Below are 26,409 nucleotides of genomic sequence, written 5' to 3'. Positions count from 1 at the left end.
ATCGGCCTCATGCGACGCGCTTAGGCTCTTGTTTTATGCCAGTCGTTATCGCAAAACCGCTGCACACCTTTGCGCGACATGCATTTAGCGCTGCAACTTCACGCCAACGAAAATGCTATTGGCCGTGTAGTCGCGCCCAACCAGGTTGCTGGTCAGTTTTTCAGTCCTGGCGCGGGTGGTTAGCCCGGTGTAGCGGTTCAGCCACCACGTCAGCCCTGCCTCGGCGCTCAGCGTCAAATCATGATCGTCGGAGCCGGTATAGTCGCGCCATTCAAGGCCGAGAGCGGCATTTCCGGTCAGGTTGGCGCGGATCTGCCGCTCGCCCGTGAGGCTGCCGGAATAGAGCATGGAGCCGCTTTCGCCCGCATTCGTCGTGTTCTCGGCGGTCGTCTGTGCGGTGAGCCCGATCGTGGTGCCGCGTTCCGGCGACCATTTGAGATCGGCATTGACCGTCGCGCCCGAAATCGCCGGCAGGGCGTCGTCGTCGATGGCTTCGCGCAGCCATCCGACCGAGAACTCGCCGGTAAGCTTCTCGCGGAGATCGAGCTCGACGCCGGCCCGTGCGCCAAGCCTGGTCGAGGAGCGCTGGAAGCCGTTTGGATCGACGCGCAAATCATAAGCGCGCCGGCCGATCTCGATTTCGGTGAACGGCGTGATGGCAGGCGAGATCTCGTAACCAGTGCGCAAAATGGCCGTGTAGAGCGTCGAGTCGCGGCCCTTCTGCGACAGTGATCCGCCCGACGAAAGCTTAGCGTCGCCAAAGATGTCGTGCTCGACCGCGCCGGTCAGCGCGAAGCGCATCTTGCCGGCATCCTTCTCGACGGCGAGACTGCCGTTCACTGTCTGGCGCACCGGCTGGCCAACGGCGCCGACGACTGCGTCCGGCGCCGAGGCCGATTCGGGCACGGCCTCATAGCCCAGCTTGGCGATGGCGCGCAGATCATTGTCGAGATCGATGTTGAGTGTGCCGTCGACGTGGCCTTGCGCCTCGTGAATGTCATAGCCGGACAAGGTTTCGCGGAAGATGCCATAGCCCTCAACCGTCGCTGAATTCTCCTGCCAATCGGAGACGGCGTTGAAGCGCAGCGTCGTTTCCGACAGCAGGGCCGGCTTGCCGAGGCTGCTCGAATCGGCGTTTGTCGAAGACGTCAGGCCTTGCTCGAGCGTCGGCCGGATCACGAACGAGCCGAGCTTGATGCCGGTGGCGGCGAACGGGTCGTCCTCGTTCTTTTTGTTCTGGCCTTCGATGGCTTCGGTGCGCTCGGCGCCGGGGTCGAGCCTGAGCCTTTCGGCGGAATCGATGGTCACCGCACGGCGGTTAGCCGTATCCTGCTCGTCTATGGCGGCGGTATCGGTGTCCTTGGTCGTCGCTGCAGTCGCGGTTCTCTTGCTCGTATGGCTGTCCGTGGTCTCGGCTTCGGCGTTGGCGGCGTTGGCGGCGCGCGTCGCGCTTGGCCGCCGTCGCGGCGGCGGAGCTGGGTTGTCGGGAAATGGGTCGCCGCTGGCCGCCGGCGGATCGAAAGTGCCGCCGGTTGCGGCCGCTTCGCCCGTGCCGTCGTCAGGCAACGCCCCCTGGCTGGTCGGACGATAGGTAGGCAGCGGCGTATTGTCGTTGGGGGTTGCAGCCGCCTGGGCGGCTTGGGTTCCAGCCATGCTCGTTTGCCTGATCTTGTACTGCTGGTCGTCCAGGTTTGGCGAATCCGAAACCTCGCCGCGCAGCTCGGTTTCCTGGGCGCAAAGCAGTGTCGGACGCGACAACGCAAAGACAGTGGTTGCCAGCAGCAATGCGCGAACCGCCTTGCCCTTTCGTCCCATTTTGTTTTGAGGCTGAAACCCGGACATCGGCACCACTGCTTGCGCGGCGCACGCGCGCCATACTTACGAAACCGTAAATGGGGATGGTTAACGGAGCGTTGAGGGATGGCCCGTCAGGGTGTTCGGAGCGGCAATTCCGTTGGACAGGCGCGTGCCGAAGCGCTAATCGCATCGTCCATGGACGTGAAATCCCCAGACAGGAAGCGGCACGACGGGCAGGCCGCGATTGCCTCGGCGCTGAGAACGGTGGCGACAGAGCAGGCCGGCGTCGCGGCATTGGCCGACGCGCTCGAAAACGGGCTGGCCGAGCCGTTCGCACGGGCCGTCGACATGGTGTCGCAGATCGATGGCCGCGTCATCGTCACCGGGGTCGGCAAAAGCGGCCATATCGGCTCGAAGATTGCCGCAACGCTCGCCTCGACCGGCACGCCGGCCTTCTTCGTTCACCCTGCCGAAGCCAATCACGGCGACCTCGGCATGATCGCCAGGAACGACGCCATCATCGCCCTGTCGTGGTCGGGGGAAAGCCTCGAGCTCAAGGGCATCATCGCCTATTCGAGGCGCTTCTCGATCCCGCTGGTCGCGGTCACCGCGGGCGAAAAATCGGCGCTGGCGCGTGCGGCCGACGTGGTGCTTCTGCTGCCGCGAGCACCGGAAGCCTGCCCGCACGGCCTTGCGCCGACGACCTCGACGCTGCTGCAAATGGTGATGGGCGATGCGCTGGCCATCGCGCTGCTCGAGGCACGCGGCTTCACCCCGGACCATTTCCGCACGTTCCATCCCGGCGGCCAGCTCGGAGCCAACCTGACTCAGATCCGCGAGATCATGCATGTCGGTGACAGGCTGCCGCTGGTGTCGTCCGGCACCGGCATGCGCGAGGCAATCCTCGAATTGTCGCGCAAGGGGTTTGGCTGCGTGGCGGTGACTGCGGCGGACGGCAAGCTGATCGGCATCATCACCGATGGCGACATCAGGCGCCATATCGGCAGCGATCTCTTGGCCATGAGCGTCGATCAGGTGATGACCAGAGAGCCAAAAATGGCCGCGCCCGACACGCTGGTGGCGACGGCGCTGCAGACGATCAACGACTCGGCCATTACCAGCCTGATGGTGGTCGAAGGCAGGCGGCCGATCGGGCTCGTCCATCTGCACGACCTGCTGCGTATCGGTGCTGCCTAGTCTGGCGAGTTTTCTAGACCGCCTCGACCGTCAGTTCCAGATCGGTATCAGCGGCACCCGTCACGCGCACCTGCGTGCCGGCCGGGAGGTCGGGGCCGGAGACACGCCACAACGTGTCGCCCAGCTTGATGCGGCCGCGCCCATTCTTGATCGGCTCGGCAAGGGTCGCCGTCCGGCCGACCATCTGTGCGCCGCGGCGGTTGAGCAGAGGCTGGTCGGTCTCATCGTGGCGTCCGCCCACCAGCCGCTTGCCGACATAAGCCGAGACCAGCGACAGCACGAGGAAGGCGACGACCTGGACCTGCCAGGTCCAGAAACCGGCGTCCCAGATGAGCAGCGAGACGACGCCGATCAACAGCGCGGCAATGCCGATCCACAGCATGAAAATGCCGGGCGCGATGACCTCCATCACCAGCAGGATGAGGCCGAGGACCATCCAGCTCCACGGGCCGAGTTCGGAAACAATGCGGTCGAACATGGCCTCAGGTCTCGCTGGGACGAACCACGGGCGGGCGGGCCTGTCGTGCTGGACCGGCGGTGCCTTCGCCCTTGAAAACTTCCCTGGCGATTTCGCCAATGCCGCCAAGCGTGCCGATCAGTGAGGAAGCCTCTATCGGCATCAGCACGAGTTTACTGTTTGTCGCGGAGCCGATCCTGGTCAGCGCTTCCGTGTATTTCAGCGCGACGAAGTAGTTGAGCGCCTGCACGTCACCCTTGGAAATCGCCTCCGACACCACCTGCGTGGCGCGTGCTTCAGCCTCGGCCGATCGCTCGCGCGCCTCGGCGTCGCGGAAGGCGGCTTCCTTGCGCCCCTCGGCCTCCAGAATCTGCGACTGCTTGAGGCCCTCGGCGGCGAGGATCTGGGCGCGCTTATTGCGCTCGGCCATCATCTGGCGGCCCATCGATTCGACGAGATTGGCCGGCGGGTTGATGTCCTTGATCTCGACACGGGTGATCTTGATGCCCCAGGGATGCGCGGCCTCGTCGACGACGCGCAGCAGGCGCTCGTTGATGGCGTCCCGGTTCGACAACAGCTCGTCGAGGTCCATCGAGCCCATGACGGTGCGGATGTTGGTCATCGTCAAATTGAGGATAGCGTTCTGCAGGCCGGCGACCTGGTAGGCGGCCTGCGCCGCGTTGAGCACCTGATAAAAGGCGACGCCGTCGACGGCAACGGTGGCGTTGTCGCGCGTGATGATCTCCTGCGTCGGGACGTCGAGCACCTGCTCCATCATGTTCATCTTGGCGCCGATACGATCGACGAAGGGCACGATGAGGTTGAGGCCCGGGCTCAATGTCTTGGTGTAACGGCCGAAGCGTTCGACGGTATAATTATAGCCTTGCGGAATTGTCCGGATGCCTTTGAAAAGCACCAGCACGACAAGGGCGACAAGAACAAGAAGCGCGATATCGAAACCACTGAAACCCATTTGGCTCTCCCCTCAAAGGCCGGCCATGCCGGACAGTTCCACGCGGCCGGCTTGATCAAACACTTAAGTGTGTTTTAGCAACGTTACAATCAGGTGATTATGGATTGCCGGTGAATAGACGGGTGATCTGTTCAGGCCCAGCCGGACAGCTCGCGCCGTACCATTGCCTCGATCACCGCCATGCCCTCGGCACTGTCGTTGAGGCAAGGGATGTGTGTGAACTTTTCACCGCCGGCATGGTGGAAGGTCTCGGCCGCTTCCCTGCCGATCTCGTCCAGCGTCTCGATGCAGTCGACGGAAAAGCCCGGGTTGACGATGGCGATCGATTTCACGCCTTCGCGCCCTAGTCTTTCGACCGTCTTGTCGGTGTAGGGCTGCAGCCATTCCTGCGCGCCGAAGCGCGACTGAAAGGTGGTGATCAGCTTCTTTTCATCCCAGCCGAGCTTTTCGCGCAGCAGCCGCGTCGTCTCGAGGCAATGGGCTTGGTAGGGATCGCCCTTGTCGGAATAGGGTTTCGGAATGCCGTGATAGGAAGCGATGACAATTTCCGGTTCGAAGTCGAGGCTCGCCAGATGCTTTTCGATCGAACGGGCGAGCGCCTCGATATAGGCCGGCTCGTTGTAATAGGGCGGCACGCTGCGAATGGCCGGGGCGCGGCGCATCTTCATTAGCGCGCGAAACAGCTGGTCGTTGGCAGTCGCAGTCGTCGTCGCCGAATATTGCGGATAGAGCGGGAAAGACAGGATGCGGTCGCAGCCTTGCTCGACCAGTCTCTCGGCCACGCTCGCGGTCGAAGGGTTGCCGTAGCGCATCGCCCAGTCGACAACGACATTGGGTAGGTCGCCGAGCGCGAGCCCGAGCTTCTCGGCCTGGGCGCGGGTGTAGGTGCGCAGCGGCGACTCGTTGCGCTCCCGGTTCCATATCCTGGCATAGTTGGCGCCCGACTTCTTCGGCCGGGTGGTGAGGACCACGCCGTAGAGGATCGGATACCAGATCGCCTTGTTTAGCTCGATGACGCGTGGATCGGACAGAAACTCCCGGAGGTAGCGCCACATCGGCTTGAAGCCGGTGCCGTCGGGGGTGCCGAGATTGATCAGCATGACACCGACCTTGCCGGTCCTGACCGGAGGGCGCCCTGCCGACGGCGAGGCGGCGGTCTTCTCGGCTTTGATTTCAGCAGGGTTGGCAAGCGTCATGAGGTTCTCCAACACCGCGAACCAACGGTGCCGCGGCGAAATTAGCGATGCCGCGCCGGTTTTCAAATGCTGCGTCTGGCCGCACCTTATCCCAGAAATGCAACACCCGCCCGGTCTGCCGGGCGGGTGCATTGCGTTCCTGCGGCCGGATTACTTCGACGCCGCCGGGATCGTCAAAGTTGCGCCGACCGGCAGCCGGCGTGGCTCGTAGGCTTTGTTGGCATCGGAAATCATTTTCCATTTGGTGCCGTCGCCATAGGCCTTCACCGCGAGATCCCAGTAGGTATCGCCGGCGACGATTACATGGCTGCCTTCGGCCGGTGCCGGCTCAGCCGGCTTGGCGGGCTCGGCAGGTTTTGCCGGCTCGGTTGGCGCCGGTTCACTTGGGGCCGGCTGACTCGGGGCCGGCGCTGTCTCGGCGGGCTCGGCCGGAGCAGGGGTCGCCGGAGCCGGTGTGACCGGAGCCGCAGGTGCCGCCGGCTGGGCCGGCTCGGCGGGTGCGGGTGCCGCCGGCGCGGTTTCCGCCGGGACGGCCGGCGGTGTCTTGGAAATGTCGCCTGAGCCGGCCGGCATTTCGGGCATTGCCGGTTCAGCAGGCTTTACCGGCGCAGCCTCAGCAGGTTTTGGCGGTTCGGCAGGCTTGGCCGGTTCCGCGGCCGGGGTCACGGTCGCGGCGATCTCGGTGATGCGGCCGTCGAGCTTGGGCGTATAGGGCCGGTGCGCGCCGAGGTAGTCGGCGACGACCTGTTCCAGCCCGGGGCCGTAATCATAGGCGTTCTTGGCCTTCTCGGCGAACACCTTATAGCCGTCGCCGCCCTGGCGGACATAGTTGTTGGTGGCGACAAGGTAATCCTTGTCCGGCTTGATCGGCGTCCAGACGCCGCCTTCCATGACCTCGACCGATTTGACGCGTCCGTTAGGCGGTGCCGATCTGTCGAACGCATATTTCAGGCCGGCAACCTGCGGGAAGCGCCCGGCGCCGTCCTCGACCTGGCTGAGGCCGCTTTCGAGGCCGGCAACCAGATCCTTGCCGGAGATATGGAAGGTCGCCAGCGTGTTCTGAAACGGCAGAACGGTGAGAATCTCACCCATAGTGACGGTGCCCTGGTCGATCGAGGCGCGCAAGCCGCCGCCATTCGAGATGACGATCTCGACACCCTGGCCCCTGACCCGGTCGAGGACGGCGTCGGAGACCAGATTGCCCATCTCGCATTCGCGGGCGCGGCAGTTTTCCCGACTGCCGTCGATCGCCTTGGTGGTCTCGGCGACTTCCTTGTTCTTCAAAGCCTCGATCGGCGCGCCGAGTTCCTTGATGCGGGCAAGCACGGCGGGGTCGGGCGTGATCGATTTGTCGAGATGTATGGGATCGCCGCTCGCCTCTTTGACAACGCCGTTGTCGTCGAACACGACCTTGAGCTCGCCGAGATATTTCGAATAGGACGCCGCCTGGACGACCGGCACTTTGTAGCCGTCCGGATTGTCGACCATCGTCGGATAAGGGCCTTCCGCCTTGGGGTCGGTGTTGGAGAGCAGCGAATGGCTGTGGCCGCCGACCACCACGTCGACGCCCGGGATCTTGGCGATCACGTCGCGCTCGCGCTTGTAGCCGATATGGGTGACCGCGATGATTTTGTTGACGCCCTCTCCCTTCAGTTTCTCGACCTCGGCGGTGATCGACTTGACGTCGTCTTCGATGGCGATGTTCGGGCCAGGCGAGGCAAGCTCCGGCGTGTCGTTGGTGACCGCACCGACGATGCCGATCTTCTGGCCGCCGACCTCGACCACGATCGATGGCTTGACGCGGTCGCCGAGCTTGGATTGCGCATTGGCCTTCACGTTGGCGCCGAGCACCGGAAACTGGATCATGTCGAGAAACGGCGCCAGCGCCGACTCGCCATCGTCGAACTCATGGTTGCCGAGAGCCTCGGCATCGAACTTCATCTGGTTGAGGAATTCGCCTTCTGTCTTGCCCTTGTAGGTCGTGTAGAAGAGTGAGCCCTGGAAATTGTCGCCGGCGCTGAGCAGCAGCACGTTCTGGCCTTCCAGCTTCTTGCGCTCCTGCGCGATCGCTGTGACGAGGCGGGCGGCGCCGCCGACGCATTCACCCTTGGTCTCCTCCTCGGCCGAGCAGGTCGATTCGTACTTGTTGTTGCTCTCGATGCGGCTGTGCCAGTCGTTGATGTGCAGGATGTTCAGCGTGTAGTCGGCAAAGGATGCCCCTGCCGACAGGCCAAGCGCCGATGCCGACAGCGCGGCGATGGCAGCGATCTTCTTCATTCTCGTCTCCCGGATGACTCGAGTACAGCGCCGCGCGTCATTTGGGACGCGCAAAGGACGCTGTACCATTTTTATTTTGCGCATGATCCTTTCCGAAAATCGACTCCGATTTTCGGGGTCATGCGCAGACGCGTTTAACGCTCTTGTTTGACTTGGATGTAACAGCCTCTCGGGCCATGTTCACATCGCGTTTCAGTCGATGCAAGCGGAAATCGGCATCAGCTTTGCCGGCGCAAGAAAACGGCGGCTTGAAGCCGCCGCCTTGTGCAAAGTCAATTCGGAATCGAACTTCAGGTGCGCCTGGTCAGCACAAAATTCTGTCCGCTCGCGCTGGTGCAATTGAGCTGGCTGGTCGAGACCATCAAGCAGTTGAAGCTGATCGGCGTCTGGCGGATCAGCGAAGTGCCATGGATCTCGACCGAGGTGCCGCCGGTCATGGTGTAGCTGCCATCGGCAAGCTTCTGACCGGTATCGGTGGCGACGGTCGCGAAGCTGCCGCCCTTGAAGGTGGATAAGCCGGTGCCCTGCGCGTCGATCCAGGAGCCTTCGACCCCTTTGGCGGTGATCACCGGTGGCTCGCCCGGGCCGGTGGTGGTGCAGGCCGCCAACGTGACGGCAGCGGCCGCGGCAATGCCAGCCGAAAGCAGTCTTTGCGCAATCGTCATCATCAAGATCCTCTCCTCTCGCATCGGCTCGAAAATCGATCCGATTTTCGGAAAGCACGATGCGCACATTCAAAGTGCTGGAGCGTACTTTGTGCGTCCAAATGGACGCACGTCGCTCTAGGCCGCCCCTCTTCAATCGCCCGATTTCCGGGCGATTGCAAGCTGGCGGAGTGTCGAGGCAACGCTGCTATCGAACGAGGATGTTGCGGAATTGCCACGGGTCTTTGGTGTCGAGGTCCTCGGGAAACAGACCAGGCCGATTGTCGAGCGGTGTCCAGTCCGTATAATAGCTCCTGACCGGCCCCAGATAGGGGTTCTGCACGTCGAGGCAGCGCTTGTAATCCATCTCGTCGGCTTCGACGATGCCGGCCTCCGGATTTTCCAGCGCCCAGACCATGCCCGCCAGCACCGCCGACGTGACCTGCATGCCGGTGGCGTTCTGATAGGGCGCCAGCTTGCGCGCCTCGGCCAGCGACAGCTGCGAGCCGTACCAGTAGGCGTTCTTGGCGTGGCCGTAGAGCAGCACGCCGAGTTCGTCGATGCCATCGACCAATTCGTTTTCGTCGAGCACGTGATGCACGGGCTGAGCCTTGCCGGCGGCACCGAACATCTCGTGCAGCGACAGCACGGCGTCGTTGCAGGGATGATAGGCGTAATGGCAGGTCGGCCGGTACTGCACCTTGCCCTTCTTGCCATGCAAGGTGAAGAAATCGGCAATCGAAATCGCCTCATTATGCGTCACCAGGAAGCCGTATTGCGGACCGGCCGTCGGGCACCATGTGCGCACGCGCGTGTTGGCGCCGGGCTGCTCCAGAAAGATAGCGGCCTTCGAGCCGTTCTTGTGCTTTTTGGCGTTCTTCGGCATCCACGCCTCGTGCGTGCCCCAACCGAGCTCGGCCGGCTGCAGGCCTTCCGAAATGAAGCCTTCGACCGACCAGGTGTTCCAGAACACGTTCATCGGCTTGGGTTTCTTGGTGCGCTGGGTGTCGCGCTCGGCGATATGGATGCCCTTGACGCCGGCCTTCTTCATCAGCTTGGCCCAGCCTTCGCGATCGTGCTGCGCGGGTTCCGCGAAGTCGAGGCCAAGATCTGTGGCGAGGTTGACCAGTGCCTGCTTGACGAACCACGAGACCATGCCGGGATTGGCGCCGCAGCATGAGATCGCCGTGGTCCCGCCCGGGTTCTTCGCGATTTCGGTACGCACCGTTTCGCGCAGCGCATAATTGGTGCGTGAGGCGTTGTCGGCCTTTTCGTCGAAATAAAAGCCGAGCCAGGGCTCGACCACCGTGTCGATGTAGAGGACGCCAAGCTTGCGGCAGAGCTTCATCAACTCGAGCGAGGAAGTGTCGACCGACAGGTTGACACAGAAGCCCTGGCCGCCGCCATTGGTCAAAAGCGGCGTCAGCAGCTTCTTGTAGTTCTTCTTGGTCACTGCATCCTGCATGAAAGTGATGCCGCGCTCGTCGAGCAATTTGCGGTCGCCGTCGCGCGGGTCGATGACGGTCATGCGCGACTTGTCGAATTTGAAATGGCGCTCGATCAGCGGCAGCGTTCCCCGTCCGATCGAGCCGAAGCCGATCATCACGACAGGGCCGGTGATCTCACCGTAAACGGGCCAGTTTTCATTCGCCATTTATCGATTACTCCCTCAAAAAACGCTTCGGAACAGCGGCTTGGCCGCGGCGCGACAAACCATAGATCATTGTCACAATAAAGCGAAAAGCGGACGGCCGGCCTCACGCCGCGCCATCCCGGCTACGGCTCGACCTGTCTTGCGAATTCAGGCTTGAAGAGGGCATGTGCCTCGGAGACCGGCAGTTCAAGCAGATCGTCGGCGCAGGCCTGGATGGCATGCGGTAGGGTCTGGAGCCCGAACACCAGAACCTGCTTGTCGCCCTCACGCCAGAGGCTGACCGCCAAATATTCGCCGATGAGATCGTCCATACCGCATTCGGCTTCGTGATCAATATCGGTCTGGTCGGTCGGTTTCTTGCGCCGCTGCTTGACCAAGGAGACGAGGGAAGGACCGGGCTTGCCATCCACCGTATCCGAGAAAATGTCCTGAAGGCCAAGCAGGACGCCGCGCCGCACATCCATGATGTAGGCGTCCGAATAGTTGGTCGGATGCGCTCCGCCGCAGAAGATGCTGCCGGACTCCCGCCAGCTCATCAGCAGCGGCGTCAGCGAGCTCACTTCGAATGTGCTGTCCGCATAGCCTCCGAGCGTGCCGTCGTTCACGCCGTCAATCGGCCCGCCTTCGTTGAAACCGGCATATTGCGCCGCCACGCAGCCCAGTGCGCCGATGTTTGCGCGCCAGTGCCTGTCTTGCAGCAGAGCATTCGCGGCCTCGATCGGAACGTTGCCGGACAGTTCGACAATGCGCGGCGTGGCGAATTTGGTGCGGGGGTCGACGACATAGCGGTAGGTCGCGTCCGGCCAGCCAGTCGTCTTGCCGTTATCAAGCTGAGTGTTCAGCCGCAGATAGTCATACGGGGACGTCTCCATGGTGATCGGCGTGTCATTGGCGAAGAACTTCATGAAGCTGAAATCGTAGAGATCGAGCGGGCTGCCGGGCTCGTTCCCGGTCACCTGCCGACTTGCGACCCGCTCCAATCTGAGCGGCAGCGCCCTCTTTCCGTTCCAACTGCCTTCAAGGGTCTTGCCGTTACTGGACGAGGCCAGGCGCCACACGGCGGCAATCGGCGCGGCCTTTCCGTCATCGCAATTGTCGGCGCCGCATGCCTCCTCCTCGGCCAGTTCGAACCTGCTGCCCTTTTGGGACCGGGCCTGCAGCGGGATGTCGACGCCCTTCGAGCGGTAGAAATAGCGGCCGGCCAGCGGGCTGCCGGGCGCCGCGGGGTCGTCGGTGAATTCGACGACGATATCGCTCTTTCCAAGCTTGCCGGCATAAGTCACCGGCTCTGCCTCGGCTGCTGTCGACAGTACCAGGATCGCGGCCATGAACGTGACCGGCCTGCTAAGATGCTGGATCATTGCTCCCCAAGCCACAAGTTAGAGTTGTCGTCCGCCAGTAGTCACGGTCGGCTGTCAGGCCCTTTTAGTCAAGTTGTGCCTCGTCCAGCACCAGACGCTGCTCAGCGAAAAAAAGCTGCGACGCCGCCCCTGGTGCGGATGCCGCATCCGCCCGTTTCAGCGGATTTTTGTCCTCGGCGCGGCTGTGGAGGCTCGAACCACCAGTTCTACCGGCAGAACGACCTGGCGGGGGGCTTCATTGTCAAGAACCATTCGGGCGGCAAGCCTGCCTTTTCCGATCACGTCTTGCGCGACAGTAGTCATCGGAGGCGTGGTGCGTGCGGATTCAGCGGTGCCGTCAAAGCCGACGACCGATACGTGGCCCGGCACGTCTATGCCGCGGCGAACCGCCTCGTCCAATATCGTGATCGCCTGCCAGTCCGACATGGTCAGGATCGCGGTTGCTTCAGGCACCCTGTCGAACACCACTGCTCCGGCAGACGGCTCGCCTGGGATCGTCTCGATGATCGGGACATTATCGATTGACAAATTCGCCTCCGCCAAACCCTGTTTGAAACCGTCGAGCCTTTCATCGTCGAGCGGGAAGCCGGCCAGAAGCGGGCGCGTTGCGTGTCCGGGCATGTGGACAATCGGCGGGCCGGGAGTCCGGCGCACCGAAAGGATGGCAAAATGCCGGTGCCCCAGCCCGGTCAAATGCCGGACTGCAGCAACCGCGCCGCTCCGGCCGTCGATCTTTATCGAGTTGATATCGGGACCTGCGTCGCTTTCGAGAATGACGAAGGGCAGACGGCGTCTCTGGACCGAAACTATGAGACCAATGTCGGCGCTGTGACCAAGGATAAAGCCGTCAACCAGGGCATCGCGGATGCTGGCGAAGCGCGTGTTGTCGGTGCCGTTTACAAGGCTGAGCGTCGTTCCAGCCTCGTCGCAGGCGAGCGAAACGCCGAGCACCAGCTCGCGGCCGTATGGGCTTCTCATCACTTCGGAGATGGCATAGGCGCCAGGCGGCATGAACCCGATGGCATTGAACTTGCCGTCCCGCAGCAATCGTCCTTTCGGATCGGGGCCGCCAAACCCGAGCGCTCGCGCGGCCGCTTCGACGCGCTCGCGCAATTCAGGCCTGACCAGCTCCGGCCGGTTGAAGACGTTGGAGACAGTCCCCCGGGAAACTCCGGCAGCCTTGCCGACATCGGCTAGGGTGGGCATTGGCGATTCACTCGTTTTCCCTGAGGTAGACCATTTTTTGGAGCGCTCCAAGAATTTTATTGACTCCAAACCGAAATAGGTGGATCGTGTCTCTTGGAGCGCTCCAAGAGCACATATTCGAAGTGTTTCTGCGACTAAGACATTGAGAATCGTCAAATGGCGTGGCCGCAGCGGCCATGCCCAAGGAGAGGATGATGGCAGAAACCAATGTTTTTCCAGCCTCGCTCGTCGGCAAGACTTTCGACTGCGTTTTCGGCCCCTTCGTGCCGCGGCTGACGTTTCTCTCGGCGCAGGAATTGCACATCCAGGCGTCGATCGGGACCACCGAAATCGACGAGGTGGTCAATGTCGGCCTGACCAGCGTACGCCAGAATCTCGTGCTCGCGAGCTGGACGGAGAAAAGCGGCAACTTCATTGTGCAGTTGCAGGACCACGAGGAGGGGATCGTTCATAATTATGCGCGGCTGGCCGATGGGCAGCTCTTCTGTGCCCAGGGCGCCATTCAAGTCGTTCCTGCATAAGGGAGGAAAATGCGATGGAACTCGCTTACGACAGTCATCTGCTTGCTCGAATTCTGCTGAGTGTCGCGACCGTGGGCTACGGTGTGGTGATGATCAAAGCCGACTTGAACGCCACCCACGCCACCAACCCGCTCTGGACTCCCCACGCCCGGTTTCACGTCGTCTGGCAGGTGTTGAGCTATACCGGAGTGGCGCTGATTGCGCTCGGACTCATCTGGATCAAGGGGCAACTCGAAGCCGAGCGGCTCTATCTCGCGGGCGGATTGGCCGCGGCCATGTATGGAGCATTCTTCGCGGCCATGCTCTCGCGGCCGATCTACGGCGGCGTGCTGTATGACGAGAACGGCTATCTGCCGTTCCGGCCGCCGTTTGGACCGGCGGGCTGGCGGTGGGATGTCAACGTCACAGTCTTTACCGCGATGTCCGCGATCCTGCTGCTGGGCGTGGCTGCGATTTAGGGAATCCCAGGAAAAGTGTGAAACGGTTTTCCGTCCGGAATTGCGCAAGAACAAGCAAGGACAAAGAGATAGAGCGGTTCGGCGCTTCCGTGAAACGACGAACTGCTCTAGCAACTGTAGTACTAGGACAGCGCCAGCGCCCCGAGCCGCTCGACCAACCGGTCACGGTCGGCGGTCATCCCCTTGTAGTCGAGCTGTGCCTCGTCCAGCGCCAGAAGTTGTTCGGCAAAGGACGCTGCGAGCGCCGCGCGGTCGCGGAGGCGCTCCAGCACGGCGAGCGGGTCGAGATGAATGCGGATGGTGAAGAGTATGTCGCCCGAGACCGGGAGCTTTCTCAGCGTCTGACGCTCGACGCGGATGAAAGCATGAGCGTCGATGTCGCCGTCCGGGAATCTCGACGGGCGATTGCTGGCGCGGTCGATGCGTTCGATGTTGGAGAGCGGATGGTAGAGTGCGTCGCCCGCCTGGATCGACCAGTTGTAGCGCTCGACGGCTTGGCCCTGGAGGCCATCGAACATGCGGTTGATGAGATCGGCCGGGCGTGTGCCTGGACCGAAACCCGGTACCGGCGCGTGGATCTGCTGCAGCGGCTTGCCGAATTTTTCGATCAGCGACCAGGACGACGGGAAGCAGAGCGAGCCGGCCGCCAGACGCCAGCCGCTCTCGTCGCGGCGCATCAGGATCAAATCCTCCTGGACGAGCAACGAGGCCGCGACAAGCGGCGCATCGCTGAAAGAAGCTGAGGTGCCTGAGCCCTCGAGATTGTCGATGCCGTCGATCACCTCGATCGCATTGTCGGTACGCCTGTGGGTCTCAGGAAAGTTCGCCGCCAGATGCACACCGAGCAGATCGAGTACTTCGCGCTGGGCGTCGCGCGTTGCTTGCTCCTCGACAAAAACCTTGTCGGGAATTTCCGTGTAAAGCCGGCGTTTCTTGGCAAGATAGGGCAGCAGATATTCGTCGACCTCGATCCAGCTATCGAGATTGAGCGGCTTCAGCCCGATGGTGAACAGTTTCGACGAGCCGTCATAGGGTGTGTGGGTCGGTGGGCGGAAACTCATGCTTCTTTGTAGACTTCCAGTGCGGCGGCGGCCATTCTCGCCGTGAATTCGGTGATTTCGTAGTCGGCGGCACCTGCCTTGGCGAAGGGATCGTCCGCCAGTCTGGCATCGAGCACTTCGCGTGGACCGCGCGCGATGATGATGCCGCCGGTCCTTGGCCGCTTTGGCCCGGAGGCGACAAAGATACCTTGCGTATAGCAGGCCTTCAGCCACTCGACATGCGCTTGCTGCAGACGGTCGATCTCGGTCAGCGGCACCTTGTAGTTCAGCGAAACCACGAACATTGTTGTCTCCCGATGCTTCAGCCCAGCCGCGCCGGGATCAATCCGCGCAGCGAGTTGCCGACGAACAGCGCCTTGGCCGATTTCAGTTCGTTCCACGTGTAGACCGCTTCACCGGCGCGGCCTTGATCCAGCAGTTCGCCGCGCAGGACGCCAGCCAGCAGGCCGCAATCGAGCCGCGGCGTGGCCAGCACGCCGCCGCCGAAATCGGCAAAGACGTTGGTGATCGTGCCCTCGCAGATTTCGCCGCGCTCATTGGCGAGCAGCACCTCGTCGGCCCGGCCGGCCAGATATTCGGCGCGGGCGCGCGTATAGGTTTGTCGGCGGCTGGTCTTGTGACGCAGCAGCGTGTCGCTCGAATCAAGCCGCACCCGTGCCAGCTGCAGGGTCCAGACCTTGTCTGCGGCGAGCGGCTCGTAGGGCTGCACCGAAACCGCTGCTTCGCCATTGCGCGACAGGACGAGGCGGGTGCGCAACGCGATGTGCTGGCGGCCGACCGCATTCATCAGCGCTTCGCCGACCCGTTGCGGATCGCAGGCGAAGCCGAGTTCGTTTGCCGAGCCGTAGAGCCGCGCGAGATGGCGGTCTAAACGGAGGAAACCCGAGCCGGGTTCCCAGCGCATTGTTTCGATCAGTTCGAAATCGGCAGTGTTCCCGTCGCGAAACGGGCTTTCAGCAGACACTCCTGGTACTCCTCTTCGGCTGTCGAATCGAAGACGACGCCACCGCCGACATTGTAGACCGCCTCGCCATCGGCAAAGAGCGAGATGGTGCGGATCGCCACCGAAAAGCGCATCCGGCCGCCGGGCGCGATCCAGCCTATGGCGCCGCAGTAGACATCGCGCGGGCCAGCTTCCAGCTCGCGCAGGATCTCCATGGCGCGGATCTTCGGCGCGCCGGTGATCGAACCGCAGGGGAACAGCGCGGCGAAAATCTGGCGGATGGTAAGGCCGGGCAAGAGTTTCGCCCGCACGCGGCTCACCATCTGGTGGACGGTCGGGTAGCTCTCGATGCGGAAAAGCTCCGGCACATCGAGCGTGCCAACCTCGCTGATCAGTGAGATGTCGTTGCGCAGGAGATCGACAATCATCCGGTTCTCGGCCTGGTTCTTCTCGTCGTTGCGCAAGAACGCTTTCAGGCGATCGTCCTCGGCTTTTGTTGCGCCGCGCGGCGCGGTGCCCTTCATCGGATGCGTCTCGATCATGCCTTCCGCGTCGACCTCGAAGAACAGTTCGGGCGAACGCGACAAGACGATCGGATCGCCGAGCGCGACCAGCGCCCCATACTTCACCGGCTGGCGTTCAGTCAGCGCGTTGAAGGCGACCAGTGGATCGCCCGACCATTGTGCGTGGACCGGAAAGGTCAGATTGCCCTGGTAGCAGTCGCCCTTGCGGATATGGTCATGCAGGCTGGCAAAGCGTTTGGCGTAGTCATCCGAAGACCAGGCTGCCTTAGCGTCGAAGATTGGGCCGTTGCTGGCCGGCAGATCGCCTGGCGCGATCGTCTCTTCGGCTGGCGCATCGAACACGCCGAGGCAGAAAAGCGGGGCGCGGCGGCCGGCCGGCAGCAGCGGAACGAGCTTGGGTTCGAGCAGGTAACCGGCCTCATAGGAGAAATAGCCGGCCAGCCATTTGCCGCCGTCATGTGCTGCCTGCGCTGCTTCCAGGACCGGCAAAAAGTCCGCCTCGCCATGCGCTGCGATTATCTCGGCCGGCCGGTCGAAAACGAGCTGACGCGCGGTCTCGTCGTTCCGGAAAATTGCAAAGGGCAGGGGCATAAGGCTCGAATGCTGCGGTCACCAGCGATCGATCTATATGGGGGCTCGACCGTGTGCAATCGAGGGAGCGGCGTCTCAAGACGCAAAGGCGCGGGGCAAAAACAAATGCGGCGCCAGTGGGCGCCGCCTTGTTCCAAAATGCCACCTCGCGATGGGTCAGGTGTTGCTGGCTTCCCCCGCGGTCGGGAAGCGGCGCGCAAATTCCTTCTCGTCACCGGCGGCAAGCAGTTTCGCCTGCTCGATCCAGCGTTCACGTTCGATGCGGCCGTCGAAATTCAACGTCGCCTCGATCCGCTTGACATCGTCGGGCGTCCAGGCGGCGATCTGGGCATAGGTCGTGACGCCAAGCCCTTTGAGCAGCCGCTCGTTGGTGGGGCCGATGCCGAGCAGGCGACGCAGATCGTTGGCTTTGCCTGCCGCGGTGGCTGTTGCCTTGCCGGTCGCGGCTTTCTTTGCAATTGGCGCAGCCTTGCTTGCCGCCGGCGCGGTCCTGGGCGCGGCGCTCGCCTTCGATACAGGCGGTTTCTGCGTTGCCGTTTTCGCGGCACTTGCGCGTGGCGCGGTGGCGGCCTTCGCCGTTGCAGATTTCTTCGGCGCCGGTTTGGCCGGTGCGGATGTCGACATCAGGGTTGACGGCGCCTGCATCGCGGCTTTGATCGCGCCGGTCCTGGCGGCTGGCGCCTTGGCTGTTGCCGCCTTCGCGGTTGGCGCCTGGGTGGTTTTCGCCTCGCCCAGCCGGCGTTCGAGATCGGCGCGGGCGCGGCCGCATGCATCCAACTCACCGGTCAGACGGTCGCTATCGGCCCGCAATCTGTCACGTTCGCTGCGCGTGCGGTCTAGATCGCCGCGCAAACTGTCGAGCTCGCCACGCAGGCGTCCCCAAATGAACCAGCCAACCAACACACCTACCAGGAACGCCAGGAGCATGTAGAAAAAAGTGCCCATTGTCTTTCTCTCTCCAGTCCCATCCGTCCGCCCTGGCCTGTAGAGCCATGACCTCGGCGAAGGACCATTCGATGGTGGTTCCGCAATTTGCAGAACAGCCGGCTTCGATCGAGCTGTCGGCGACCGGTTTGCCCCTGGCCAACAGCCATTGTCGCATCCGCCGACACGCCATGACCGGTCGGGACTTTCCGACCAGGCCCATTCGTGCCCGGCTGAGCTTGAGGGCGGACGCTATCATACAGCTTACGGGAATCTAACGGAAAACTTCCATGGAAAGTTATTTAAGAACAAATAACCAAGACAAGAATAGAACCACCGCCAATATGCATTGCAGCTAAACTGTTCTGGAAAACCCGGTCATCCGGTGTTGCGCATCACCCAGTGTTGCGCATCAATTGTCCAGTGCTTCCAGCTCGTCGATCAGTCCGCTGATCACGCCAAGCCCGATTTGCCAGAAGGCAGGGTCGGCCGCGTCGAGGCCGAACGGCGCCAGAAGCTCGGAATGATGCTTGGTGCCGCCGGCGCGCAGCATGGCAAAATATTTCTCCTGAAAACCGCGCTCGGCGTTCTGGTAGACCGCGTAGAGCGAGTTCACCAGGCAATCGCCGAATGCATAGGCATAGACGTAGAAAGGCGAGTGGATGAAATGCGGAATATAGGTCCAGAAAACCTCGTACCCCTCGCGCAGCTTGATCGCCGGCCCGAGGCTTTCCGCCTGCACTTCCAGCCAGAACTGGCCGAGCTTGTCGGAGGTCAATTCGCCGCTCTTGCGCTCGGCATGCACCTTGCGCTCGAACTCGTAGAAGGCGATCTGGCGCACGACGGTGTTGATCATGTCCTCGACCTTCTGGGCGAGCATGGCCTTGCGTTCGCGCTTGTCGGTGGTCTGCTCGAGCAGCGAGCGGAAGGTCAGCATCTCGCCGAACACCGATGCCGTTTCGGCCAGCGTCAGCGGCGTCGACGCCATCAAGGCGCCCTGGCCGCCGGCCAGCACCTGGTGCACGCCGTGGCCGAGCTCGTGCGCCAGCGTCATCACGTCGCGCGGCTTGCCCATGTAGTTGAGCAGCACATAGGGATGCGCCGAAGGCACGGTCGGATGCGCGAAGGCGCCAGGCGACTTGCCGGGTCTCACCGGTGCATCGATCCAGTTGCGGTCGAAGAAAGTTCTGGCGATCTCCGCCATGTCGGGCGAAAAGCGCTGGTAGGCGGAAAGCACGGTGTTCTTGGCCTCGTCCCAGCCGATGACCGCCTGCGGGGTCTCCGGCAGGGGCGCATTGCGGTCCCAGTGGTTCATCACCTCCATGCCGAGCCAGCGCGCCTTCATCGCATAATAGCGATGCGACAGGCGCGGATAGGCGTCGCGAACCGCGGCGGCGAGTGCATCCACCACGCTGCGTTCGACGCGGTTGGCGAGATGGCGGGAATCGGCAATATCCTCGAAGCCGCGCCAGCGGTCAGAAATCTCCTTGTCCTTGGCCAGCGTGTTGGTGACCAGCGTAAAGACGCGCAAATTCTTGCGGAAGGTCGTGGCCAGCGCCTCGGACGCCCGGCGGCGCACCTCGCTGTCTGCGTCCTGCAGGCGATTGAGCGCCGGCTCCAGCGTCAGCTCCTCGCCGTCGACGTCGAAGCGCAAATCGGTCATCGTCTCGTCGAACAGGCGGTTCCAGGCCCCGCGCCCGGTAATCGATTTTTCATGGAAGAGCTGCTCGATGCGGTCTTCGAGCTGATAGGGCTTGTCCTTGCGCAGATCGAGCACCCAGGGCCGGTAATGGGCGAAGGCCGGATCGGCGGCGAGTGCGGTTTCGATCGCGCCATCGTCGATGAGGTTCAGCTCGAGCGCGAAAAACAGCAGGTGCGCGCTGGCATCGGTCATCTTTTCCTGGATATCGCCATAGAGCTTGGCTCGCTGCGGATCCGACGTGTTGCCGGCATAGACAAGCCCGGCATAGGAGACGATGCGGCCGATCAGCTCCTCCAGCGCTTCATAGGCCTGAAGCGCCTCGCCAAGCCTGCCGGCGCTGCCACGCCCGGCCTCGGCGGCGAGCGTGCCTTTCCAACGGCTCTCGAAGGCGATGGCATCGGCGGCGGCCTTGGCGATGTCGCGCTTCAATTCGGGCGCTTCCATGCCCGAATAGAGATCGGCCAGATTCCATTCCGGCAGGTCGCCAAGCTCCGCCACGCCCTGACCGGGCGCCGCCGCCAGCTTTCGAGCAAAAACCATGCGCATTGCCGATCCTTCCAGACACAAAAATTCGAAGAAACGAGAAGCCGGTCAAATCCTAAGGAATTCGTTCACCGGGTTTTTTGAAAGCTTATTTAGAACCCTGTGCCAAGATGATCCATAGGGCGCATTCTCGGGCGGGCACGGTCGGATCAGTCATGGCAGCTTCCATACTCATAGTCGATGACGATCCCGTGCAGCGCCGGCTGCTCGAGGCGGCGGTGACGAAATTCGGCCACACCGCGATCGTCGCCGATGGCGGCGAGGCGGGTCTCGAGTTTGTCGACGGACCCAATGCGCGCGACGTGTCGGTGGTCATCCTCGACCTTATGATGCCTGGGCTCGACGGCATCGGCGTGCTGAAGGCGATGCGCGAGCGCGGCATCCACATCCCCGTCATCGTGCAGACCGCGCAGGGCGGCATCGAAACCGTCGTTTCGGCAATGCGTCACGGCGCCTTCGACTTCGTCGTCAAGCCGGCCTCCCCCGACAGGCTGCAGGCGTCGATCGGCAACGCCCTCAAGGTCGAAGCGCTCGAAGGCGAAGTGAAGCGCTCGTCCCGGCAGCGCGGCGGCCATCTGACGTTCAAGGACATGATCACCCACAGTCCGGCGATGGATCGGGTGATTCGGCTCGGCCGCAAGGCGGCGGCGTCCAACATTCCGATCCTGATCGAAGGTGAATCCGGCGTCGGCAAGGAACTGGTGGCGCGCGCCATCCAGGGCAGCGGCGACCGCCGCTCGAAACCCTTCGTCACCGTCAATTGCGGCGCCATCCCCGACAATCTGGTCGAATCGATTCTGTTCGGGCACGAGAGGGGCTCGTTCACCGGCGCCACCGAAAAACATACCGGCAAGTTCGTCGAAGCGCACACCGGCACGCTGTTCCTTGACGAAATCGGCGACCTGCCGCTCGACGTGCAGGTCAAGCTGTTGCGCGCGGTACAAGACGGCGAGGTCGATCCGGTTGGCGGGCGCTCGACCGTCAGGGTCGACATCAGGCTGATCTCGGCAACCCATCGCAACCTGCTGCAGCAGGTCAAGGACGGCAAGTTCCGCGAGGACCTGTTCTATCGGCTGAACGTCTATCCAATCTTCGTGCCGCCATTGCGCGACCGTCGCGACGACATCCCCTATCTGGTGGAGCACTTCATGGAGAAGGTGGCGCCCGCCAATCCGCGCCACCGTCTGCGAGGCATCTCGGCTGCGGCGCTTGCCATGCTGCAGGCCTATGACTGGCCGGGCAACATAAGGCAGCTCGAAAACGCCGTCTTCCGGGCCTCGGTGCTCGCCGACGGCGACATGCTGACCGAAGAGGAATTCCCGCAGATCCGGGCGCAGGTCGAGGGCACGGTCAATCTCGATTCGGGTATCGCCTTGCCCAATTCAGTGGGGCCAGCTTCAGGGTGGCCAGTTTCCGGGTTGGCTTCGGGAAGCCTGCCGCGTGATAACATATCGGCCGCTGGCGGCATCGCAGCCGCCGACGCCGATGCACCGGCCAAGCCTCGTTTCGGCACGCTGCGGGCGCTCGACGAGCGCGGCAATGTGCGTGCGCTGGCCGACGTCGAACTCGAAATGATCAAGCTCGCCATCGATCACTACAACGGCCAGATGAGCGAAGTCGCCCGCCGCCTCGGCATCGGTCGGTCGACGCTCTACCGCAAGCTCAAGGAATACGGCATCGACCCGGAAACCGGCCGCGTCGAACGGCTCGCTTCGTGAGTTACAGGGCCAAGCCGGTTCGCATCCGGACATCATTCCACGCAACTGCGCCTCGAAATGATGTGTTCGCCACAGTGTTCACGTATTAAGGCGGATGGTAACAGATCGTGTTTCGAGCTGGCGCCAAAACATGATCTAAACCAGCGGTTTACCAAGATATCCGGCGCAATATTTTTGGCGGGATATCGCCACCGTGTTACCGCATTTCGGCTTCAATAAGCGATGATTAACCATTAGGATCGATATTCGGATGCACACACCACGCATCCGTTTGGTCAAATCCGGGGACAAAACGGCAGCCTGCAAGGCCTTTTGATTTGAACAGAATCGAACGACACGAAAACGGGCGGCATTATCACATGGGCGTCTGGCCGAGATGGCTGGCAGCGGTGATTGTTGCCGTCGGGTTCCTTGCAGCGGCGGCAACCGGCGCCAGCGCCGAGACACGTTCGCTGAAGCTCTATCATCTCCACACGCATGAAAAGGCGGAGATCGTCTACAAGCGCAACGGCCGCTACGACCAGGCGGGCTTGCGAAAGATCAACATCATCCTGCGCGACTGGCGTCGCAACGAGCCGACCAAGATGGATCCGCGACTGCTGGATCTGGTCTGGGAGGCTTATCGGGAGAGCGGCGCCACCGATTACATCCAGGTCGTCTGCGGCTATCGTTCGCCGGCCACGAATTCGATGCTGCGCAGCCGCAGCAGGGGCGTCGCCGAGAAGAGCCAGCACATGCTCGGCAGGGCGATGGATTTCTACATTCCCGGTGTCCCATTGAAGAAGCTGCGTGATATCGGCCTCAGGATGCAGGGCGGCGGCGTCGGCTACTATCCCAGCTCCGGCTCGCCCTTCGTGCATATGGATGTCGGCAATGTGCGCCACTGGCCCGGCATCAGCCGCCAGGAACTGGCGCGCGTGTTCCCCAACGGCAAGACGCTGCATGTGCCGAGCGACGGCAAGCCGCTGCCTGGTTATCAACAGGCGCTCGCCTCCTACAAAGCCCGCAAGGGCGCCGGCGCGCCGGCCATTGAACTGGCCAGCGCAAGCGGCGGCAAAAAATCCCACGGGTTCCTGGCAGCCTTGTTCGGCGGTGGCGACGACGAGGCGGACGACAGCGCCGATGTGGCGATGGCCGAGCCGGCACCAAGGCCCCGTAACGTGAAGCCGGCGCCGTCCGCCAAGAGCAGCAACCTGCCTGGTATTGCCATCGTGGCGCCTCAGGATGCCAAGCGCGCCGAGATTCCGGAAGTCGCCGATGCTCCGGCGCCTGAACCGGAGAACGACACGCCGGAGACGATCATCGCGGCATTGCCGGCGCGCAGCGTCCCGCTGCCGGATTTTGCTCCGCGTCCGAAGACCGACGTCGGCGCTCAGCCGCCTGAAAACGTTCCGTTCGGCGTGGCGGATGCGGCTGGATCGACTGAACAGGCGGTGGCGACCGCGCAAGCGCCGGCAAGCGTGGCGCCGGCAAGTGTTCCGTTCGGCATAGCAGACCCGTCTGTCGCTGCCGGCCCGGTGCAGGTCGCGGCAAACAACATTCCCGTGCCGAGCTGGCGGCCCGATCATTCGCTGCCGGCCGATCTGTCGCCGGCGGGTCTTGCGCCGCAGGACAAGCAAGTGTTGCTGGCGCTGGCGAGTGCGGCAGAGCGGAGCAACACCGCCACCGACGCATTCTCGGTATTGCCGTCGGCGCGGCCCGACACTTCCCAGCCCGACGAGGTCAAGGCCGTTCTGGAAAGGGTCAGCGCGACCGACGAATACAAGGTCGCGTCGCTTTCCGAGCAAGCATCGGTGTTCGAGGAACCGGCTAGCGACGACCGGGCCTCGAACGACGGGGCATCGCCGCGCGAGGCCATCGTTGCCCGCCCGGCCGGCTCCGATCCGGCTGCCGTCATCGGTGCAGGCGTGAAGACCACACGCAAGGAACCCAGGGCAACCGCCCGCGACCTGAAACCCGGCCCCAAGCCGGTGGTGGTCGCCGCCGCGCCGCAGGCCGCCCGTTGGGCGCTGCACAGCGGTGAGTATGTAGCAACCGTCTCAGATGCGACAACGGCGCCGCGCTACGCCTACGACTTCGTCCGTACGGCGCCGAGCGAGGTCTATACGGTAGGCTTCCAGCCGGGCAACGAGATGGCCGACGCCAACCGGTTCACCGGCAAAGCCGTCAAGTTCATGTCGGTGGCACGCTTCAAGACCGAGTAGGCCCCGCTCGGCACCTCGCGCGGCTGCCTCCACGCCGACACTGGCTTCCTTCATCCCGGGATGCTAACCAGCGGTCAGCATTCTCCCGCTTCGTCTAATGGTAGGACAGCGCCCTTTGAAGGCGTGAATCGTGGTTCGAGTCCATGAGCGGGAACCAGCCGGCGAACGAGATCGGCGGCGACTTTGATGCAGAAGATGCTAGCGCCCGAGCTTGCTTGCCGCGCGTGCCAAGGCTTCGATCTCGTCCCATTTGCCGGCCTTGACCAGATCGTCCGGCGCCACCCAGGAACCGCCGACGCAGATGACGTTGGGCAGGCTGAGATAATCGGCGGCGTTCTTGCCGGTGATACCGCCGGTCGGGCAGAATTTCACGTCGGCAAGCGGCGAGGCGAAAGCCTTGAGCGAGGCAATGCCGCCCGACTGTTCGGCCGGGAAGAATTTCAGAAAGCGCAGGCCGGCTTCGCGCGCGGCCATGACCTCTCCCGGCGTGATGGCGCCGGGCAGCAACGGTACATCGCTGTCGTTGGCTGCCGCGAGAAGCTCGCGGGTGATGCCGGGGCTGACGATGAACTTCGAACCGGCGGCCGCCGCCGCGCCGAACTGCCGGGCGTCCAGGATGGTGCCGGCGCCGACGACGGCGTCTTCGACCTCGCCCGCCACCCGGCGGATCGCCTCCAGCGCGTCGGCGGTGCGCAGCGTAATCTCGATCGCCGGCAGGCCGCCGCGGGCCAGCGCCCGGGCCAGCGGCACCGCGTCGGCGGGATTGGCGATCTTCAGCACTGGTATGACCGGCTGGCCGTTGAGGAGCGACAGGAGCTTTTCGGTCGTGCTGGGCATTCGTCTTCATCTCCTCTGTTGATCAAGTCGATCGGTTAGCAGAAGGCGATTTTTCTGTCCACGAAACGCGGCGTGTCGCGATGTCACGCGTGGTGTTCGAAACCTCCCGGCTCTGCCTTGATCCGGCTGTCGTGAGCGTTTAGTGGCTTGGTGATGACACCGCCCAGCCAAGCCTTCCGCGTTGCGGCGCTTTACCGCTTCGCCCGGCTCGACACCTTCGAGGCGCTGCGCGCGCCGCTTGCTGCCTTCTGCTGCGCACGTGGCATCAAAGGCACGCTGCTGTTGGCGCGAGAGGGCATCAACGGCACGGTCGCCGGCAGTGAAACGGCAATCGCCGCGCTCATCGATCATCTCGAACCCATCGACGGTCTCGCCGGCCTCGAGATCAAATTCAGCAGCGCCGCAACGATGCCGTTCCACCGCATGAAGGTGCGGTTGAAGCGCGAGATCGTCACCATGGGCGTGGACAATATCGATCCGGCAGGTGCAGGCACCTATGTCGCGCCGGCCGACTGGAATGCACTGATCTCGGATACGGGTACCATCGTCATCGACACGCGCAACGCCTACGAGGTGTCGCTCGGCACCTTCAAGGGCGCTGTCGATCCCGCCACCAACAGCTTCCGCGAATTCCCGGCCTGGGTCGAGCAGCATCGGCACGAGCTCGACGGGCGCAAGGTCGCCATGTTCTGCACCGGCGGCATACGCTGCGAGAAGGCGACGGCCTATGTGAAGTCGCTAGGCTTCGAGGATGTGTTCCACCTCAAGGGCGGTATTCTGAAATATCTCGAGGACGTCCCCACCGAACAGAGCCTGTGGCAAGGCGAATGCTTCGTCTTCGACGAGCGCGTTTCGGTGTCGCACGGGCTGGTCGAAGGCGAGGCCGAACTTTGCCGCGCCTGTCGGCATCCGCTAGCCGCGGAAGACCGGCTGTCGCCGCAATATGCTACCGGCGTTTCATGCCCGCATTGCTTCGATGCCCGCTCGGACGAAGATCGCGCCCGCTACGCCGAGCGCCAGCGCCAGGTCGAGCTGGCGCAAGCGCGCGGCGACCGCCACATCGGAAGTTAGCTTCACGTTAAGCAACTTCACGTCAAGCAACAGAGAAACGATCGATGACCCACAGCCATGTCCCGTCGTTCTGCCGGCGCGCCACCTCGGTGGTGATGGTGCCATCGGGAAGCCGGGTCGAGGTGAGCGCCAGGTCGCCACTGACGACAGCCGGGCGCTGATCTCCGGACTGAAATTTTCGGCCGGTCGCGGTGATCTCCGCGAACAGCGCCCGGATGGCTTCGCGGCCGAACGTCAGGTGTCCGCCACCGCTGTCGATGACTGCATGGGGCTCAAAAAGCGCGGCCATGCCGTCAATGTCTCCGACCCATTGCCGTGAAATCAGCAGGCGCTCCAGTTCCTGGGGGTCGCGTGCCGGTTCGCGGTCAGTCTCATCGGTCATGCCAGGCTCCTCTCAAGCGACATGCCGCGACATTAGTTGAAGTCGAGGGCGGTTTCGACACGTCCAATGTCCAAGCGCCACGTGTTTTTGGGCGCGGAAGGAGGCTGCAGCTCTTTGATTTCTGCGTGTAATCCCAGCAGATGTCGGTGCGAGGTCATGCGTGGCACC

23 protein-coding genes and 1 tRNA gene are annotated in these 26,409 nt (G+C 63.0%); 7 read left to right on the top strand and 17 right to left on the bottom strand.

What is annotated here, in order from left to right; translation table 11 throughout:
* Positions 1-84 precede the first annotated feature (84 nt).
* Positions 85-1,842, bottom strand: a complete 1,758-nt coding sequence (locus tag NKH42_RS24625; protein ID WP_352506339.1) for an outer membrane beta-barrel protein — start codon at positions 1,840-1,842, stop codon at positions 85-87.
* A gap of 150 nt (positions 1,843-1,992) precedes the next feature.
* Between NKH42_RS24625 and NKH42_RS24620 the strand changes: the two genes are divergently transcribed.
* Entirely contained in the window at positions 1,993-2,994 is a 1,002-nt protein-coding gene (locus NKH42_RS24620; RefSeq protein WP_254817072.1) for a KpsF/GutQ family sugar-phosphate isomerase, read from the top strand.
* A 13-nt stretch (positions 2,995-3,007) separates the two neighbouring features.
* On the opposite strand, the gene NKH42_RS24615 is transcribed toward NKH42_RS24620, so the two are convergent.
* The 8 genes from NKH42_RS24615 to NKH42_RS24580 all read right to left on the bottom strand — a co-directional run bounded on the left by NKH42_RS24615 (position 3,008) and on the right by NKH42_RS24580 (position 12,762).
* The gene (locus NKH42_RS24615) at positions 3,008-3,472 is read right to left on the bottom strand and encodes an NfeD family protein (protein WP_352506338.1); all 465 of its coding nucleotides are present in this window, start codon (positions 3,470-3,472) and stop codon (positions 3,008-3,010) included.
* Positions 3,473-3,476: 4 nt separating this feature from the next.
* A complete protein-coding gene (locus tag NKH42_RS24610) occupies positions 3,477-4,424 on the bottom strand; it encodes an SPFH domain-containing protein (RefSeq protein ID WP_352688032.1) in 948 nt (315 codons plus the stop codon).
* 131 nt (positions 4,425-4,555) lie between these two features.
* Positions 4,556-5,620, bottom strand: a complete 1,065-nt coding sequence (gene hemH / locus NKH42_RS24605) for a ferrochelatase (protein WP_352688034.1) — start codon at positions 5,618-5,620, stop codon at positions 4,556-4,558.
* A 150-nt stretch (positions 5,621-5,770) separates the two neighbouring features.
* The gene (locus NKH42_RS24600; RefSeq protein ID WP_352688035.1) at positions 5,771-7,897 is read right to left on the bottom strand and encodes a 5'-nucleotidase C-terminal domain-containing protein; all 2,127 of its coding nucleotides are present in this window, start codon (positions 7,895-7,897) and stop codon (positions 5,771-5,773) included.
* 290 nt (positions 7,898-8,187) lie between these two features.
* Positions 8,188-8,562, bottom strand: coding sequence for an outer membrane lipoprotein Omp10 (gene omp10, locus NKH42_RS24595; protein ID WP_254817073.1), 375 nt, complete (start codon positions 8,560-8,562; stop codon positions 8,188-8,190).
* A 187-nt stretch (positions 8,563-8,749) separates the two neighbouring features.
* Positions 8,750-10,195, bottom strand: coding sequence for a homospermidine synthase (locus NKH42_RS24590; RefSeq protein WP_352688036.1), 1,446 nt, complete (start codon positions 10,193-10,195; stop codon positions 8,750-8,752).
* Between the two features lie 122 nt (positions 10,196-10,317).
* Positions 10,318-11,556, bottom strand: coding sequence for a hypothetical protein (locus tag NKH42_RS24585; RefSeq protein ID WP_352688037.1), 1,239 nt, complete (start codon positions 11,554-11,556; stop codon positions 10,318-10,320).
* Positions 11,557-11,712: 156 nt separating this feature from the next.
* On the bottom strand, positions 11,713-12,762 hold the full coding sequence (locus NKH42_RS24580) for a LacI family DNA-binding transcriptional regulator (RefSeq protein ID WP_352688039.1): 1,050 nt from the start codon (positions 12,760-12,762) through the stop codon (positions 11,713-11,715).
* 194 nt (positions 12,763-12,956) lie between these two features.
* Here NKH42_RS24580 and NKH42_RS24575 point away from each other — a divergent pair, with 194 nt between their 5' ends.
* Entirely contained in the window at positions 12,957-13,283 is a 327-nt protein-coding gene (locus NKH42_RS24575) for a MoaF-related domain-containing protein (RefSeq protein WP_352752551.1), read from the top strand.
* Positions 13,284-13,297: 14 nt separating this feature from the next.
* On the top strand, positions 13,298-13,741 hold the full coding sequence (locus NKH42_RS24570) for a hypothetical protein (protein ID WP_352688043.1): 444 nt from the start codon (positions 13,298-13,300) through the stop codon (positions 13,739-13,741).
* A gap of 122 nt (positions 13,742-13,863) precedes the next feature.
* Here NKH42_RS24570 and NKH42_RS24565 read toward each other — a convergent pair whose 3' ends face one another.
* The 6 genes from NKH42_RS24565 to NKH42_RS24540 all read right to left on the bottom strand — a co-directional run bounded on the left by NKH42_RS24565 (position 13,864) and on the right by NKH42_RS24540 (position 20,032).
* Positions 13,864-14,802: a heme-dependent oxidative N-demethylase family protein gene (locus NKH42_RS24565; protein WP_352688045.1), complete on the bottom strand. Its 939-nt coding sequence runs from the start codon at positions 14,800-14,802 to the stop codon at positions 13,864-13,866.
* On the bottom strand, positions 14,799-15,086 hold the full coding sequence (locus tag NKH42_RS24560; protein WP_352688047.1) for a YciI family protein: 288 nt from the start codon (positions 15,084-15,086) through the stop codon (positions 14,799-14,801). The genes NKH42_RS24565 and NKH42_RS24560 overlap by 4 nt, the downstream gene beginning before the upstream one ends.
* A gap of 17 nt (positions 15,087-15,103) precedes the next feature.
* Positions 15,104-15,766 carry an aminotransferase class IV family protein gene (locus NKH42_RS24555; RefSeq protein ID WP_352688048.1) on the bottom strand — a complete coding sequence of 221 codons (663 nt, stop codon included), beginning with the start codon at positions 15,764-15,766 and terminating at the stop codon, positions 15,104-15,106.
* Positions 15,715-16,860, bottom strand: coding sequence for an aminodeoxychorismate synthase component I (locus NKH42_RS24550; RefSeq protein ID WP_352506327.1), 1,146 nt, complete (start codon positions 16,858-16,860; stop codon positions 15,715-15,717). The genes NKH42_RS24555 and NKH42_RS24550 overlap by 52 nt, the downstream gene beginning before the upstream one ends.
* A 156-nt stretch (positions 16,861-17,016) precedes the next feature.
* Positions 17,017-17,805, bottom strand: a complete 789-nt coding sequence (locus NKH42_RS24545; RefSeq protein WP_352688050.1) for a helix-hairpin-helix domain-containing protein — start codon at positions 17,803-17,805, stop codon at positions 17,017-17,019.
* A gap of 391 nt (positions 17,806-18,196) precedes the next feature.
* Positions 18,197-20,032: a M3 family oligoendopeptidase gene (locus NKH42_RS24540; protein WP_352688052.1), complete on the bottom strand. Its 1,836-nt coding sequence runs from the start codon at positions 20,030-20,032 to the stop codon at positions 18,197-18,199.
* A 152-nt stretch (positions 20,033-20,184) separates the two neighbouring features.
* Here NKH42_RS24540 and NKH42_RS24535 point away from each other — a divergent pair, with 152 nt between their 5' ends.
* From NKH42_RS24535 to NKH42_RS24525, 3 genes are all read left to right on the top strand, one after another.
* Positions 20,185-21,747, top strand: a complete 1,563-nt coding sequence (locus NKH42_RS24535) for a sigma-54-dependent transcriptional regulator (RefSeq protein ID WP_352736986.1) — start codon at positions 20,185-20,187, stop codon at positions 21,745-21,747.
* Between the two features lie 359 nt (positions 21,748-22,106).
* The gene (gene mepK / locus NKH42_RS24530; protein WP_352752583.1) at positions 22,107-23,951 is read left to right on the top strand and encodes a peptidoglycan L,D-endopeptidase MepK; all 1,845 of its coding nucleotides are present in this window, start codon (positions 22,107-22,109) and stop codon (positions 23,949-23,951) included.
* A gap of 83 nt (positions 23,952-24,034) precedes the next feature.
* Positions 24,035-24,108: transfer RNA gene (locus NKH42_RS24525), tRNA-Gln, on the top strand.
* A gap of 41 nt (positions 24,109-24,149) precedes the next feature.
* On the opposite strand, the gene NKH42_RS24520 is transcribed toward NKH42_RS24525, so the two are convergent.
* Positions 24,150-24,788, bottom strand: coding sequence for a 2-dehydro-3-deoxy-phosphogluconate aldolase (locus tag NKH42_RS24520; protein ID WP_352752549.1), 639 nt, complete (start codon positions 24,786-24,788; stop codon positions 24,150-24,152).
* A 153-nt stretch (positions 24,789-24,941) separates the two neighbouring features.
* Between NKH42_RS24520 and trhO the strand changes: the two genes are divergently transcribed.
* Positions 24,942-25,859, top strand: coding sequence for an oxygen-dependent tRNA uridine(34) hydroxylase TrhO (trhO, locus tag NKH42_RS24515; RefSeq protein ID WP_352752547.1), 918 nt, complete (start codon positions 24,942-24,944; stop codon positions 25,857-25,859).
* A gap of 22 nt (positions 25,860-25,881) precedes the next feature.
* Here the strand turns inward: trhO and NKH42_RS24510 are convergent, their stop codons facing one another.
* Positions 25,882-26,241: a YybH family protein gene (locus tag NKH42_RS24510; RefSeq protein ID WP_352752545.1), complete on the bottom strand. Its 360-nt coding sequence runs from the start codon at positions 26,239-26,241 to the stop codon at positions 25,882-25,884.
* Positions 26,242-26,409: the final 168 nt, after the last annotated feature.

The organism is Mesorhizobium sp. M1142 (assembly GCF_040318565.1).
Lineage (GTDB): Bacteria > Pseudomonadota > Alphaproteobacteria > Rhizobiales > Rhizobiaceae > Mesorhizobium.
Note: the sequence above shows the minus strand (reverse complement) of the source record. Positions and strands in the feature narration are given on the sequence as shown.

What these genes read in the sequence shown, in the direction of transcription:
- NKH42_RS24625 (WP_352506339.1), bottom strand. Translation starts at nt 1,842, where the DNA reads ATGTCCGGGTTTCAGCCTCAAAACAAAATGGGACGAAAGGGCAAGGCG.
- NKH42_RS24620 (WP_254817072.1), top strand. Translation starts at nt 1,993, where the DNA reads ATGGACGTGAAATCCCCAGACAGGAAGCGGCACGACGGGCAGGCCGCG.
- NKH42_RS24615 (WP_352506338.1), bottom strand. Translation starts at nt 3,472, where the DNA reads ATGTTCGACCGCATTGTTTCCGAACTCGGCCCGTGGAGCTGGATGGTC.
- NKH42_RS24610 (WP_352688032.1), bottom strand. Translation starts at nt 4,424, where the DNA reads ATGGGTTTCAGTGGTTTCGATATCGCGCTTCTTGTTCTTGTCGCCCTT.
- hemH (WP_352688034.1), bottom strand. Translation starts at nt 5,620, where the DNA reads ATGACGCTTGCCAACCCTGCTGAAATCAAAGCCGAGAAGACCGCCGCC.
- NKH42_RS24600 (WP_352688035.1), bottom strand. Translation starts at nt 7,897, where the DNA reads ATGAAGAAGATCGCTGCCATCGCCGCGCTGTCGGCATCGGCGCTTGGC.
- omp10 (WP_254817073.1), bottom strand. Translation starts at nt 8,562, where the DNA reads ATGACGATTGCGCAAAGACTGCTTTCGGCTGGCATTGCCGCGGCCGCT.
- NKH42_RS24590 (WP_352688036.1), bottom strand. Translation starts at nt 10,195, where the DNA reads ATGGCGAATGAAAACTGGCCCGTTTACGGTGAGATCACCGGCCCTGTC.
- NKH42_RS24585 (WP_352688037.1), bottom strand. Translation starts at nt 11,556, where the DNA reads ATGATCCAGCATCTTAGCAGGCCGGTCACGTTCATGGCCGCGATCCTG.
- NKH42_RS24580 (WP_352688039.1), bottom strand. Translation starts at nt 12,762, where the DNA reads ATGCCCACCCTAGCCGATGTCGGCAAGGCTGCCGGAGTTTCCCGGGGG.
- NKH42_RS24575 (WP_352752551.1), top strand. Translation starts at nt 12,957, where the DNA reads ATGGCAGAAACCAATGTTTTTCCAGCCTCGCTCGTCGGCAAGACTTTC.
- NKH42_RS24570 (WP_352688043.1), top strand. Translation starts at nt 13,298, where the DNA reads ATGGAACTCGCTTACGACAGTCATCTGCTTGCTCGAATTCTGCTGAGT.
- NKH42_RS24565 (WP_352688045.1), bottom strand. Translation starts at nt 14,802, where the DNA reads ATGAGTTTCCGCCCACCGACCCACACACCCTATGACGGCTCGTCGAAA.
- NKH42_RS24560 (WP_352688047.1), bottom strand. Translation starts at nt 15,086, where the DNA reads ATGTTCGTGGTTTCGCTGAACTACAAGGTGCCGCTGACCGAGATCGAC.
- NKH42_RS24550 (WP_352506327.1), bottom strand. Translation starts at nt 16,860, where the DNA reads ATGCCCCTGCCCTTTGCAATTTTCCGGAACGACGAGACCGCGCGTCAG.
- NKH42_RS24545 (WP_352688050.1), bottom strand. Translation starts at nt 17,805, where the DNA reads ATGGGCACTTTTTTCTACATGCTCCTGGCGTTCCTGGTAGGTGTGTTG.
- NKH42_RS24540 (WP_352688052.1), bottom strand. Translation starts at nt 20,032, where the DNA reads ATGCGCATGGTTTTTGCTCGAAAGCTGGCGGCGGCGCCCGGTCAGGGC.
- NKH42_RS24535 (WP_352736986.1), top strand. Translation starts at nt 20,185, where the DNA reads ATGGCAGCTTCCATACTCATAGTCGATGACGATCCCGTGCAGCGCCGG.
- mepK (WP_352752583.1), top strand. Translation starts at nt 22,107, where the DNA reads ATGGGCGTCTGGCCGAGATGGCTGGCAGCGGTGATTGTTGCCGTCGGG.
- NKH42_RS24520 (WP_352752549.1), bottom strand. Translation starts at nt 24,788, where the DNA reads ATGCCCAGCACGACCGAAAAGCTCCTGTCGCTCCTCAACGGCCAGCCG.
- trhO (WP_352752547.1), top strand. Translation starts at nt 24,942, where the DNA reads ATGACACCGCCCAGCCAAGCCTTCCGCGTTGCGGCGCTTTACCGCTTC.
- NKH42_RS24510 (WP_352752545.1), bottom strand. Translation starts at nt 26,241, where the DNA reads ATGACCGATGAGACTGACCGCGAACCGGCACGCGACCCCCAGGAACTG.